Here is a 13,504-nt window from a genome sequence, read left to right as displayed (position 1 = left end):
GGTAGTTACATGGATGTGTTTAGAAAAAAAGACGTCAACGAGATTTTGAAATACTCGTCGCCGTTGAAAAGGACGTTGAGAACCTGGGATCTTACCTTCCTAGGCATCGGTGCCATTATTGGTACCGGAATTTTCGTCCTAACTGGTAGAGGAGCGCTGACCGCCGGGCCGGCCTTGTCGCTATCCTTCTTGATCGCCGCAATCTGTTGTGGGTTTGCCGGCTTGTGTTACGCGGAATTTGCTTCGATGGCTCCTGTCTCAGGATCTGCCTATACTTATTCCTACATTGCCTTTGGTGAAATTATTGCTTTCATCATTGGCTGGGATTTAATTTTGGAGTATGCCCTAGGGGCTGCGACCGTCTCAGTCGGGTGGTCAGGTTACTTTGTCAATCTGCTGCAAAATCTCGGAATTCATATTCCGACGGTTCTGACAGCTGCTGCAGGTACAACACCTGGCGTGACAACATTCTTCAATTTGCCGGCGTTTTTAATTGTTTTACTGATTACTTGGATTATTTCTATTGGTATTACACAGACAAAAAGAGTCAACGACTCGATGGTTATCGTCAAATTAGCCGTTATCATTCTCTTCATTGTCTGCACGATCTGGTTCATCAAGCCGCATAACTGGGTACCATTTTCACCTTACGGCTTGTATTCGTTCCATGGCGGCAGTGCAGCTGGCATTATCCCAGCTGCCTCGATTGTTTTCTTTTCCTTCATTGGTTTTGATTCAGTCTCTTCCAGTGCCGAGGAAACGATCAACCCCAGCAAGACCTTGCCAAGAGGCATCCTGGGTTCGCTTTTAATCTCAACTGTGCTTTACATTATCATGACCTTGATTATGACTGGTGTTGTTAAGTACACAGTCTTCGCTCGTTTCTTGGATGCACCGATTCTTGCCGTTCTTCATTCAACTGGCCAGACTTGGTTGTCCATTATCGTCAGTGTTGGTGCGATTCTTGGTATGACAACAGTTATTCTCGTTCAGCTTTACGGCCAGTCACGGATTACTTATTCAATGTCTCGTGATGGCTTGTTCCCGAGATTCTTTGGTTCAGTTAATCCAAAGTATCAAACACCCTTCAAAGGGACTTGGTTCTTTGGTATCGTCACTGCCATTGCAGGCGGCTTAATCAATTTGAACATTCTGTCCGAACTGGTTAACATTGGTACTTTGACAGCTTTCGTGCTTGTTTCTGCAGGTATACTTTGGATGAGGCACAGTCATCCAGAATTGCATCGCGGCTTCCGTGCTCCCGGCGTTCCTGTGACACCGATCATTGCGATTCTCTTCTGCTTGGTCTTAATCGCCGGACTGAACTGGGAAACTTGGGTTCGCTTCATCGTATGGTTTGCTATCGGCATGGTAATCTACTTCGCTTATGCTAAGCGCCATTCGAAATTGAATCCGTCCAATTCTGACGGCTCGGCCTCTGCTAAAAAAGGAGCTGATTAATATGACTTACAAGCATATTCTGGTTGGCCTTGATGGTTCAAAGAAAGCTGATAAAGCGTTTGAAACGGCTTGTGCACTGGCCTCAGCCTTATCTGCCAGTCTCAGCGCTGTCTGGATTGTCAATCGCGACCGCGGCATGGATTCGACCTTCGGCGTTAGCGAAGATTTCTATCAAGACCGTATTGGCCAAGTGAAACAGAAACTAGGCCCATATGTCGAGAAAGCTAAGAAACAGCATATTGATATCACAGCCGAAACGCTGTTGGGCAATGTCAAAATGCTGCTGGCAAAAGAATATCCTGAAGCGCACGGTATCGATCTGATTGTCGTTGGCGATACAGGCCTCAATTCAATTGAAAGGCTTGTCGTTGGTTCGCATACCAGTTATGTGATCCGCAACGCCAGCTGCGATGTCTTGGTTGTTAAATAAGCAAAATAAAAGCCATCTTGCAAATGCAAGATGGCTTTTTTGTATATTATTTTATCTGCTGAAGCGCTTGTTTGAAATCGGCAATTAAATCATCGACATCTTCTAATCCAACGGAAACACGCAGTAAACCGGGCGTAATTCCCTCTTTTTTTAAGTCTGCCGCGCTTAATTCAGCATGGCTCATCTTTGGCGGATATGACACAATCGTCTCTGTCGCACCCAAAGAAACAGAAAATATCGGAATTTTTAAAGCCGCGACAAAGGTTCTCACAGCAGCCTCGCTGCCAATATCAAATGAAAAGACGGCCCCACCGTTTTTAGCCTGCTTTTGTTGGATCTCATAACCCGGATGGCTGGGCAATCCAGGATAAAGGACACGCACCACTTGGGGCTGATTTTCCAGCCAAGAAGCCAGTTTTAAAGCCGAAGCCGATGAACGGTCCAGACGGACAGCCAATGTTTTTAAACCGCGCAGCAGCAGCCAAGTATCAAAGGAACTCAGCGTAGCGCCAACAGCGTTTTGGACGAAATAAATCTGTTTTGCCAATTCAGGGTCATTGGTCATAACAGCACCAGCTAAGAGATCCGAATGGCCGGAAAGAAATTTAGTCGCCGAATGAACGACGATATCAGCACCCAAGGATAGAGGCTTTTGCAAATAGGGCGACATAAAAGTATTGTCAGCGATCGAGATCAGATGATGCGCCTTAGCAATTTTAGAAATTGCAGCAATATCTGTCACATCCAAAGTCGGATTTGAAGGCGTCTCGATATAAAGTGCTTTCGTATTCGGCTTGATAGCTGCTTCAACTGCATCCGGATCGCAAAAATCCGCATAGCTGTGACTGATGTTAAAGCGCGTCAGAATTTCATTTAAAACACGATAAGTACCGCCATAGACATGTCCAGAAATCACGAGATGATCGCCAGCACTGAAAGTCAGCAGAACGCTGGAGATGGCAGCCATACCAGTCGAAAATAAGTAACCATATTCAGCCCCTTCCAACTGAGCCAGTGCCTTTTCACCAGCCTGACGCGTCGGATTCCCAGAACGCGCATAATCGAACTCATGAAAATGATCCAAATCCGGCTGGCTGAAGGTCGATGTCATATAAATCGGCGTATTCAGTGCACCATTCTCTGGATCATGCGGTGTTGTTAACTTAATTATTTTTGTTGGATCGCTAAAATCGTTCATGCCACCTCTTTAAATAAATTTTTCTTGCCATTCGAAGCAGAATTTCCAGCTAAACCAAGCCAGTCTAAAAGCAGCTCTGATGCCGGCTGCCGCCAATCGTTTACCTGCTGATTATCAAGTAGGTAATTCTCGGGTTTGGCCTGATTCATCCCCTTGCCGATATCACGCAAATACTCTTTTTGCAGCGTATCCTGATCATATTCAAAATGTCCAGAAGACAGCAAGACACGGCCCTGTTCAAGTTCGGCCAGAGAAACACCAAAACCCTGGTCGCCTGACAGAATCCGCCAGCCAGCTTTCTGTGCCGCATGAAAATCAATGGCAAACCAGCGAGAATGCGGTGCCCGGTCAACATGTGTTTCATCTAGATCAAAACGATAGATACCAAAACGCTTGCGTTTTAATTGTGCCACATGGACTCCTTTGACATGTGCATAAGCCGCAGCCGACCAGCAGGCAAAGAAGGTCCGCTTGGAATTCTCGCTTTGCCAATCGACAAAATCAGCAAACTCCGACCAATAATCAACCTCCTCAAAGGCGATCCGATCCACTGGCGAACCAGTGACAATCGTCCAGTCGTAGTGGTTTTTTTCGGCTTTTGGCAAGGGTTCATAGCAGCCGCGAATCGTTTCTGACTCTTGTTTCATATGATGTGTGGCTGGCATTGCAAAACGCACATTAAAATCCTGACCGCTCTGATCAGAAATCAACTTCAGCAAAGCTAAATACTGCAGCTCGCTTTGTTCCCGAGTCGACATCAGGCAGACAATTAAAACACTACTCGCATTGTCCGAGTAATCTCTGTCCTTATCAGCCAGCTGGCGAAAGCTGTTTTCAGTTTGCCTGGCTTTGGCTAAACCATTTGCGACATATAGCGTCATACTTTTGCCCCCTTAATCGCCTGCTTGAGATCAGCTAGTAAATCATCCTGATCTTCCAATCCAGCGCTAACACGTACGAGATTATCCGTAATACCCAGCTGATCACGCCTTTCCTGACTCATGTCATGGTGTGTCTGGATACTAGGAATCGTAATCAGACTTTCAGCACCGCCCAGGCTTTCAGCAAAGGAAAACACTTTTAAACCCTTCAGGAATTTATCGGTATCATATCCGTCAGCCAAGTAAAAGCTCAACATGCCGCCCAGTCCTGGGTATAGGACTTTGTCAACACCGGCAAATTTCGGAAGGTGTTTGGCCAGGAAACGGCCGTTGCTATCATGCCGTGCCATTCGAAGATGCAGCGTTTTTAAGCTGCGCAGCAATAGCCAGCAGGAAAAGGGATCCAGCACCTGCCCGCGTGTGACTAAGTTATAGTCAATAATTTCGCCTAAATCGTGCGACTTTGTAATCACAGCACCAGCCAGGATATCGTTATGGCCGCCCAAGTACTTCGTCGCTGAATGTACGACAACATCAGCGCCATCGTCGATCGGATTTTGGAAAATCGGCGACAAAAATGTGTTGTCGACAGCCACGATAATATTTGGATTTTTCTTGTGGGCAACCTCAGCGCATTTTTTGATGTCAATGATTTTCATGGTCGGGTTGCTGGGTGTTTCCAGCCACAACAACTGCGTCTTATCGTTGATTTTATCCGCTAATGCCTGCTCGTCCTGGCCGTCCCAAAGCGTGTAGCTGACATTATCTTTCTTGGCGATATCGTCAAAATAGCGAAAAGAGCCGCCATACAAATCATCCGAACTGACAAAATTCTCACCACTATGCATAAGGCTGGAAAACAGCAGGTCGATCGCTGCCATGCCTGAAGAAACAGCAAAACCATCGGAACCATGTTCCAAGACGGCTAACTGTTTTTCCAAAATCGCGCGCGTCGGTGTCTGCAGGCGTGCATAATCAAACCCGGTCGACTCGCCTAATCCCGGATGACGGAAAGCCGTCGAAAAATACAGGGGCGTACTGACGGCGCCGGTCTTTGCATCATCAGACCCATTGCTGGCCTGGACTAAGATTGTGTCGATATGTGCCAATGTTTATCCCCAAACCTCTTCGATAATTGACTTGACCAAAGCTAATTTCTTCCATTCATCAGCTTCAGTTAACTCATTACCTTCTTCGGTCGAAGCAAAACCGCACTGAGTCGAGAGCCACAAACGGTCCAAAGGCAGATATTTTTCGGCCTGATGAATACGATCGATAATGACTTGACGATCTTCTAATACAGGGCTTTTAGAAGTTATAAGGCCCAGAACAACTCTTTTATCACCGCTGACTTTAGCCAAAGGTGCAAAACTGCCGGCACGGTCAGAATCATATTCCAAGAAATAGTTGGCAACATTTTCCTGGCCGAAAAGCTTATCGGCTACTGAATCATAGCCGCCTTGTGCTGCCCAATCAGAATGATAATTGCCACGGCAAACGTGTGTATTAACTGTCAAATCTGAGGGCAGGTCAGCAATCGCACCATTGTTCAGCCTCAAATAAGTATCCTTCAGCTTCTCGGGATCAAAACCGGCACCAACCATTGTCTGCCAAAAATTCTTATCAACCAGCATGCCCCAAGTGCAGTCATCAATCTGCACAACACGAGCGCCGGCATCATAAAAGGCCAAAATGGCTTCGTGATAAACCTTGATGATATCAGCAAACAAGGCATCATCTGTGGCATAAAAATTGCGAACTGTTTTTGCATTATCGCCGCGAACAAGCTCAGCATAGAACTGTGCGGGCGCTGGTATTGTGATTTTGGCTTGGACATTATTTTCGTCAGCAAAGGCTTTCGTGATTTTAAAGTCATTAATAAAGGGATGTTTCTCAGCATCAAAGGTCAGCTTGCCATCCAAAACAGCCGAGTCATCACGCGTCTCTTCATGGGCAAAACGATAGCCTTCGCCATAATGCGTGTGTTTTACGCCGCCAAATCCCCAGAAGAAATCAAGGTGCCAGTAACTGCGGCGGAATTCACCATCCGTGACGTAATCGAGTCCTGCCTCAGCCTCTTTTTTGATTAACTTGCCGATTTCCTGATTTTCAATCTCGTGCAGCTGATCGAAGGTAATTTCCTTCTTAGCAAACTTAGCCCGGGCCTCCTTGATTGCCTGCGGCCGCAAAAAGGAACCAACGTGCTGAAAACCAATTTTACTTGCTACTAATGTCATAATTTTTCCCCTATTCTCAATTTGTTCCCGTCTGCACAAAAAACCCGCAAACAGAAAGACCTGTTTACGGGGCGAATAAGCGCTTTACCACTCGTGTTCAGTATACAGTCACCTGCATACCCTCTGTGGCTACGTCGCAAGGTAGATGAACCTGCGATTATAGTCTGACGTGATAACGGACGCAACCGATTCCTACTCGCGGTAAACCACTCGCAAGAACAAAGCTCAAAGACCATGATTCATTAGCTGTCATTACCGGATTTCAGCGACCTCCGGCTCTCTTAAAATTTGGCTAATTACTTATCTTCTCTATGCCGATATATTGTCTTCAATGATACATGAAATTATTGGATTGTCAAACGATTTGTCAAGACAGTCCTTTAAAGAAACAAATTCCGAAATTTGATAAAATTGAGGTGGATGTAAGTGCTTAATCCAAAAATAAGGAGGCTATCCGATGACTTTTGTTTTACCCGAATTACCCTACAATTACGATGCGCTAACACCTTATATCGACGAAAGAACCATGCACCTTCACCATGACATGCACCATCAGACCTATATTAATAAATTAAATGCCCTGCTGGTGGATTACCCGGAATTTGCAAATTGGCCGATTGAAAAGATACTGACCAATCTGGACAAACTGCCTGAAAATCTACGGACACCGGTACGAAACCAAGCTGGCGGCCACTACAATCACAGCCTTTTTTGGAAGATGCTTTCTCCGGACTTTAATCAGAAAATCGATGCCGGACTTCTCAGCAGGATCAACAAAGAATGGGGAAACCTGCAAGAATTCAAAAACGCCTTTTCCAGCAGCGCCGTTGCCGTATTCGGATCCGGCTGGACATGGCTTGTGATGAAACCAGATGGCAAGTTGCAAATTGTCTCCACAATGAATCAGGATTCGCCAATTTCGATGGGGCTGACACCGCTTTTGGGAATTGATCTTTGGGAGCATGCTTATTATTTGAAATACGAAAATCGCCGGCCTGAATATATCAAAGCATTCTGGCACGTCGTTAATTGGGCACAAGTTTCCCAAAACATGTCACAGTCTTCGCTTTCAGAGATAGTGATGTAATCTTCTTCAACAAAAAAACGCTGGCCAAATGGTCGGCGTTTTTTTTAATAATTAATTTTACAATTGGCCATAAGCCGCAGAAGTAATCGATGGGAACAAATAAACCAGACGATTCAGCTCAGCCGGCCCGAATTTGAATTCAATGGCGGGCAGCAGGCTGTTGATCACATTTTCCGCCTGATTGCTGACTTCAGTCGCACCTACTAGATGATGGGCCTTATCAAAGACCAGCAGGTTATCGCCCAGCGTCTCTTTGCTTGCCTGGCGGTACCAATCATCAGGAATATGATTAGCTGAAACTGTGTAATCAGATGGTGCTGCAGCTGCTGTTTCCGGTGAAACACCGGCTTTAGCCAAACGCGGTGTCGTAAAGACGACCGATGGAATGACCGGATACTTGATCGGATCGCTTGATTCTCCGGCAAACTGTGCCGATAGATATTTAGATTCAAAGATCGCAGTCGGTGTCAGCTTAGGTTGTGTCTTATCAATCACATCGCCAGAAGCATAAATACTCGGGACAGAAGTCTGCAGGTGATCGTTCACCGTGACACCCTTAGCTGTATAGTGCACACCCACCTTTTCAAGACCAATGTTTTCAACATTTGGGATTCTGCCAGTGGCATCCAGTACCCAATCTGTCGTGCTGGATTGGCCATCAGATGTCAGCACTTCAATCTGATCGCCAGCGGCTTTCAGTTCTGTTACTGAGGTCTCGCGTTTGAAAGCAACACCGTGTTTTTCCAAATCGCTGATAATCGTCTCGACAAATTCCTGATGGAAGGCACGCAAAGCCTTGTCGCCGCGAAGCAAAACGGTCACATCAGCACCAGTGGCACTGGCAATTGTCGCAAACTCCATCGCGATATAACCGGCGCCGATAATCGTGATTTTTTTCGGCATCTTTGTCAAATTCATGAAATCACTGCTATCATGAGCCAAATCAATCCCAGGAATGTCCAGACGGTTGGGGCGCAGGCCAGTCGCAATCACGATTTTGCCAGCCGTTTTCAAAGTACCATCAATCGAAACAGTATGAGGATCTTCCAAAACACCTTTGCCGTGAATCACGTCGATGTGCACTGAGTCCAAAAGGCCGCCGATAAAGCCGGGAAGTACCCCGATGACCTCATCTTTATGAGCAACATTTTGCGACCAATCAATTGCAACGCCGCCTGTTACGACACCATTTAGATCCTCGAATTGGCGACGAAGCGCAACGGGCATATCCAGAATAATTTTCGCGTTGCAGCCGCGGTTCGGACAGGTACCGCCAATTAAATCAGCTTCTACAACTGCTACTTTGTAACCTTTAGCTGCAAGTGGAATCGCACCGTCAAAAGTACCATGACCACTTCCAATGTACAAAACATCATAATCAAATTGCTTATCAGGCATTGTCGTTCCTCCAATTTTCTTCTTATACTGTCAAGGCTACACTAGTTTTTTTAGCCTTACAATATGTTAGTAACAAATGAAAAAAATAACTTGAAATGCTTTGACTATCATTTGACACGCGCCTATGCTATATGCAAGAGGTGAATGATGCTGGAACAGAAATTTCAGTTTGATGATGATTTGACCGTTAATCGCTTGGGATATGGGACAATGCAGCTGCCGGGACCAGGTGTCTGGGGCCCTTCTGCCGACCCGGAAAACGCCGTTCACGTGATTGAGACCGTGATTGACCACGGCGTGGATTTTATTGATACAGCCGATGCCTACGGCCCACTGTTTGCTAATCTTTATTTGAAAGAAGCCTTAAAAAACAGGCCGGATGCCAAAGTCATGGTCGCCACGAAAGTTGGTTTCACACGTCAAGGGCCTGATGAATGGACAGCAGTTGGCCGTCCCGAATATCTCCGCCAGCAAGTCGAGGAAAACTTGTATACTTTAGGGCTTGACCACATTGACCTGCTCCAGCTCCATCGGATTGATCACAAAGTCGACTTGGAAGATCAAATCGGCGTACTTAAAGATATGCAGGATGAAGGCAAAATCAAGCATATCGGCCTGAGCCAAGTATCTGTCAAGCAGGTTAAAGCCGCTAGAAAGATTGCTCCGATCGTTTCCGTGCAAAATCGCTACAATTTGATTGACCGCCGAGATGAGGACGTCTTAAAATACGCTGAAAAACATCATATCGCCTTCATTCCTTGGTTCCCCTTGGCAACTGGCAAACTGCTGGAAAATCCAGAACTCGCCTCACTGACGGAAAAATACGCTGCCAGTCCGGCCCAGCTGGCATTGGCTTGGTTGTTAAAACGGTCCGATGTTATCCTGCCGATTCCAGGAACCAGCAATGCTGATCATGCGATCGATAATATTGCCGCTCAAAAAATTGAGCTGGACGATGATGATTTCAAAGCATTGAGCAAACTTGGCAAATAAAATAAAACCGGTCATTAGAGGCCGGTTTTTTATTAGCTTATTTAAAGAAGAAACGCATGCCGTATTTTAACTGCCGCATGGCGCTCGGCAAATCATGGCTCCCGTTTTTATCAATTCAATATGGAAACGAATATGCGGCACATTTTTCAGCGTATTCATGGTTCGATCGATATCATAGGGCGTGCCGTTGTTCACATAATCATCGCTGCCGACGCTGACAGTGACATCGTAAGCCAATTTGCTTTTCAAAAGCTTGCTGCGTAATTGAGCGGCCCGGTCATCTCCGCCTGCGATCATTTGAAAATACCGAAAATGGCTTAATTGATCCTGCATGACGGCCCAACCTGTGATCGCACCAAAGGAAAATCCGGCAAAACCATAATGGTTACGGCCCTTATAAACGCGATACTTGGCTTGAACCACACGTAAAACCTGTAAAATCTCAGTCTTAGCGAAGCGTTTTGTCAGCCTGTCTTCACTAGCCTGACTATCATTTGCAAATGTTCGATCTGGATAATAGGTCGGAGAGACAACGATAAAAGGATCCTTCTCGTCCTTCATTAAATCATTAATAACAGGTGCTTGGTCATTGGAATCGCCCTTAATAAAATCATTCTCAGACATCCCCCATCCGTGCATCAAAAACAGCACATTGTACTTTTTTGACGAATTCTGATAGCCGCGAGGCAAATATACTAAGGCTGTTTTATCATAAGTTCTGCCCTTATAAACAGTCTGATAGCGAACCAACCGATTGCGAGCCTGACTATCATTTGATTGATTTACAAAAAATAGGCAAACTGAGACAGATATGGCAGCAATGGCCACGAATACTAAAATAGTGATGCTAATTATCCGTTTGCGCTGCATGTTTTCCTGAACCTGATTGATTCAAAGGACTTACTTTCGATTTTGTCCGATTCTAGAAAGCCAGCTATCGACTTCTTTGCTTACTTGGACACGGCGATTGCCTTTAATGGCCAGCAAAATACCATTTGTCTCTTGGCCGCCTTCAACAGAAAAGCCTTGAAGGACACGATCAGCATTTTTCGCGCCTGATCTGATTTGTGTGAAGACAGAACCGACACCATAGCCACCATTCGTATTAAAAGGAATCACGGTCTTGCCGGAAAAATTATAGCTGTCCAAAAATGTGACAACAGCTTGCGGCAGTGCCATATTCCAAGTCGGAGAACCGATAAAGACACGGTCATAGGACGCAAAATTCGGTACTTTGCTTTTCAGCACCGGTAAGGTATTATCACTTTGCTCCTGCTCATTTTGATTAACCTCAGCACGATAGTTTTTTGGCCGCGGTACTTTGGTCTCGATTTGAAAGAGATCGCCGCCGACTTGATTCTGAATTAATTCAGCGACCGCTCTTGTATTGCCTGTCCGAGAATAATAAACGATCAGTGTCTTCTGATTAGACCCTGTCCCCGATCCCGATCCAGAAGTGCTGCTTGTGGACATTTGCGAGCTGCTGGAAGATGTCTGGGGTGCAGTCCTCAAGCCATTCATCGCCCACACAACTCCTGCGACAATGACGATGGCTGCAGCGATGACTGCTAAAAGTATTTTTTTCATTTGACCTCTTTTCTAGTAACTGGATTAGCTGCCGATCAGCAGCTGGCTAAAGCAGCGAAGATGGTAGTAGATGCGATAACGCGTTAAAACGCCGCTTTTACACACAAATCGTAACATAAAGCCAGCTCCAACCTCTAGTGCTGAAAATAAAACGACGATTAAAAAATTGGATAAACCCTCTAATATGGCCAAACAAAAACCGTGTCATGGATTGGCACAGTTTTGCCTACTTTTCATATTGATTATCGAGAACCAAAGGATTGCTGCAGCTTAGTGAAATCAATCGTACCAAGCCCGCTTCCTTGATTATAGACAGTCCCAGGAGTTCCTGTATAGAACAGATTGCTGTTGTCGCTTGTCGCATTCAAAGGCGTGAATGGCGAATGGCCGCTTGTGGCAAAGTGATAAATTTGCGGGTTCCAGAATCCTAGGCGAGTCTTGCGTTTGCTATTAAGCAGCGCAGAAACACCATTTAACTGAGGCGCGACGAAACTCGTGCCGCCATATGCCCCATCCCAAGAGGCTGGCTGTCCAGGGCCGGCGCTGTAAAAGACACCGTAGCCTGTCTCCGGATCAGCATTCAGTGAAAGATCCGGCACATTTCGGCCTGTCCCGCTGCCGTTTGCAAGTGCAGGCTGTGCAATACGCTGAACAGTCGAGAAGGTAGGATCAGTCTGCCAGAGAGCAAGGCTTGTAAAGTGGTTCACACCCGGAACACCAAATTGATAACGCGGTGTAGCAAAGAACTTGCTGAATCCACCGCCACCACCGGCGAAGTAGTAGCCTAAGCCGTCCGGTGTCTGATTAAATCCAAGATTATCAAAGACAGGATACAGATAATCCCAACCCCAAGTACGTTCCTGCGGAATGGAAATCGAAGTACCATCGACGAAAGTAGCGGAATATGGCAGTGTGGTACCGCCTGCTGCCACGACGAATGGCGAATCTGCCGGGTTATCAACAGCTAAATCAAAGGTGCCGACGTCTTTCGTCGCATCATACGCACCTTGATCACCGGAAGCCACAAAGGAAGAGATGCCTTCTGCTGCAGCTTGTTCGAAAATCAGATTGAAGATCTGGCCATAGACTGGCGTTTCGATGCCTTGAGCAACGCTCTCCGTAATCGCCGTCTCGCTCTCGCCCCAGCTCAGGGACAATTGAGCGGCTTTATCTTGATCGATAGCTGTTTCCAAAGCGTCGAAGAAACCAGTATCGCTATTGGGACCCACAAAGACGCTGATTTTGGCTTGCGGCGCCAAGGCTCCGGACTGTTCAACATCCAAAGATGTTTCGTCCGAACCATCCCAGCCTGATCCGCCATCAACGTTAATCAAATCAAGCCTATTTTTCGGCACTTTGATTCCCATTGTCTGCCAATACGCATAAGCATCAGCCGGATTGAATTCAGCTAAGGAAACGATTGCCATCCGCTGACCAGCACCTGTGAAGCCTTCTTTATAAAGCTGGTCTAGGTGGTAACGAGCAGCAAAACTGGCCGGTGTGGACGGATAAGCCGTCGTCGGGTCATCTTTGGGCGTTACAGCTTTCATCAAATTCTTTGGTGCTTTTTGAATATTACTCGTGAGCGAGTTGTAAGTGGTCAGGCCAAGAATTCCAAGAATACGGCTGGCGTACCAAGACGGTAAAGTCGGTGTTTTTCTTGTCGCATGGAATCTGCGGCCCCGATAAGTGGCTTGACTGATCGAGGTATCAAATGCCTTTTCAAATTGGCTCGTGGTACCGACCGATTTTACGACAAGATTATCAGCGGCCAGACTAGCGTGAATGCCAAATCCTGACAAATACTTCAAAACGGCTCGTGCCGCACCAGCATCACCAAAAGTACTGCCAAACTGGCCTGGCGTCATATAGCGCCGATATGAAAAACTAGTCGGAGATACCGTGCTGTAAACATAATTACCCAAAGCCGTCTGACTTTTTGGCTTTAAAATCACATCAACACTTTCCTGAGTGTCGTTTGGAACGGCTGAACTATAATCCGCTTGATTGAGCACCTTTTTTGTGACAGTCTGCGCTACCGAGCCTCTGCTCGAATCAGCTGCTATCAGCTGTGCTTTAGCGAAGAATAATAAAGATAAAAGAACAGCAACCAGTGCTACAGAAAAAAATCTGATTTTTTTCATTAACTTATCCCCCTGGGATCCGATTGGGTCTTATTAGATTTGTTTTTAATAGTAGTCTCATTTGTGAAAAATGCAATAGAAATGTGAC

General features: G+C 46.1%; 12 protein-coding genes. 4 read left to right on the top strand and 8 right to left on the bottom strand.

Features of this window, described 5'->3' with window-relative positions; genetic code table 11:
- The first annotated feature begins 9 nt into the window (after positions 1-9).
- Together OKIT_RS06345 and OKIT_RS06340 are read left to right on the top strand one after the other, a co-directional pair.
- Complete coding sequence (locus tag OKIT_RS06345; RefSeq protein WP_007746260.1) at positions 10-1,461, top strand: amino acid permease; 1,452 nt, start codon at positions 10-12, stop codon at positions 1,459-1,461.
- A gap of 1 nt (position 1,462) precedes the next feature.
- Complete coding sequence (locus tag OKIT_RS06340; RefSeq protein WP_007746259.1) at positions 1,463-1,891, top strand: universal stress protein; 429 nt, start codon at positions 1,463-1,465, stop codon at positions 1,889-1,891.
- Between the two features lie 46 nt (positions 1,892-1,937).
- Here OKIT_RS06340 and OKIT_RS06335 read toward each other — a convergent pair whose 3' ends face one another.
- The 4 genes from OKIT_RS06335 to OKIT_RS06320 are packed head-to-tail and all read right to left on the bottom strand — an operon-like array spanning position 1,938 to position 6,207.
- Positions 1,938-3,089, bottom strand: a complete 1,152-nt coding sequence (locus tag OKIT_RS06335) for a trans-sulfuration enzyme family protein (protein WP_007746258.1) — start codon at positions 3,087-3,089, stop codon at positions 1,938-1,940.
- Positions 3,086-3,970 carry a homoserine O-acetyltransferase/O-succinyltransferase family protein gene (locus tag OKIT_RS06330; RefSeq protein ID WP_007746257.1) on the bottom strand — a complete coding sequence of 295 codons (885 nt, stop codon included), beginning with the start codon at positions 3,968-3,970 and terminating at the stop codon, positions 3,086-3,088. The genes OKIT_RS06335 and OKIT_RS06330 overlap by 4 nt, the downstream gene beginning before the upstream one ends.
- Positions 3,967-5,079, bottom strand: a complete 1,113-nt coding sequence (locus OKIT_RS06325) for a trans-sulfuration enzyme family protein (RefSeq protein WP_007746256.1) — start codon at positions 5,077-5,079, stop codon at positions 3,967-3,969. Before OKIT_RS06325 ends, OKIT_RS06330 begins: the two co-directional genes overlap by 4 nt.
- 3 nt (positions 5,080-5,082) lie before the next feature.
- Positions 5,083-6,207 (bottom strand): 5-methyltetrahydropteroyltriglutamate--homocysteine S-methyltransferase, encoded by a 1,125-nt coding sequence (locus OKIT_RS06320; protein ID WP_007746255.1) that lies wholly within the window; start codon positions 6,205-6,207, stop codon positions 5,083-5,085.
- 457 nt (positions 6,208-6,664) lie between these two features.
- Between OKIT_RS06320 and OKIT_RS06315 the strand changes: the two genes are divergently transcribed.
- Positions 6,665-7,294 (top strand): superoxide dismutase, encoded by a 630-nt coding sequence (locus OKIT_RS06315; protein WP_007746254.1) that lies wholly within the window; start codon positions 6,665-6,667, stop codon positions 7,292-7,294.
- Positions 7,295-7,351: 57 nt separating this feature from the next.
- Here the strand turns inward: OKIT_RS06315 and OKIT_RS06310 are convergent, their stop codons facing one another.
- Complete coding sequence (locus tag OKIT_RS06310) at positions 7,352-8,692, bottom strand: dihydrolipoyl dehydrogenase family protein (RefSeq protein ID WP_007746252.1); 1,341 nt, start codon at positions 8,690-8,692, stop codon at positions 7,352-7,354.
- A gap of 147 nt (positions 8,693-8,839) precedes the next feature.
- On the opposite strand from OKIT_RS06310, the gene OKIT_RS06305 reads away from it, so the two are divergent.
- Positions 8,840-9,685 carry an aldo/keto reductase gene (locus OKIT_RS06305; protein WP_036593597.1) on the top strand — a complete coding sequence of 282 codons (846 nt, stop codon included), beginning with the start codon at positions 8,840-8,842 and terminating at the stop codon, positions 9,683-9,685.
- A gap of 66 nt (positions 9,686-9,751) precedes the next feature.
- On the opposite strand, the gene OKIT_RS09410 is transcribed toward OKIT_RS06305, so the two are convergent.
- The 3 genes from OKIT_RS09410 to OKIT_RS06290 form a co-directional block, all read right to left on the bottom strand.
- Positions 9,752-10,309 (bottom strand): alpha/beta hydrolase, encoded by a 558-nt coding sequence (locus OKIT_RS09410; protein WP_155811387.1) that lies wholly within the window; start codon positions 10,307-10,309, stop codon positions 9,752-9,754.
- Positions 10,310-10,585: 276 nt separating this feature from the next.
- Positions 10,586-11,272, bottom strand: a complete 687-nt coding sequence (locus OKIT_RS06295; RefSeq protein WP_007746249.1) for a flavodoxin — start codon at positions 11,270-11,272, stop codon at positions 10,586-10,588.
- Positions 11,273-11,514: 242 nt separating this feature from the next.
- Positions 11,515-13,416: a S53 family peptidase gene (locus OKIT_RS06290; protein WP_007746247.1), complete on the bottom strand. Its 1,902-nt coding sequence runs from the start codon at positions 13,414-13,416 to the stop codon at positions 11,515-11,517.
- Between the last annotated feature and the right edge of the window lie 88 nt (positions 13,417-13,504).

The organism is Oenococcus kitaharae DSM 17330, assembly GCF_000241055.1.
In the GTDB taxonomy this organism is placed as follows: domain Bacteria; phylum Bacillota; class Bacilli; order Lactobacillales; family Lactobacillaceae; genus Oenococcus; species Oenococcus kitaharae.
Note: the sequence above shows the minus strand (reverse complement) of the source record. Positions and strands in the feature narration are given on the sequence as shown.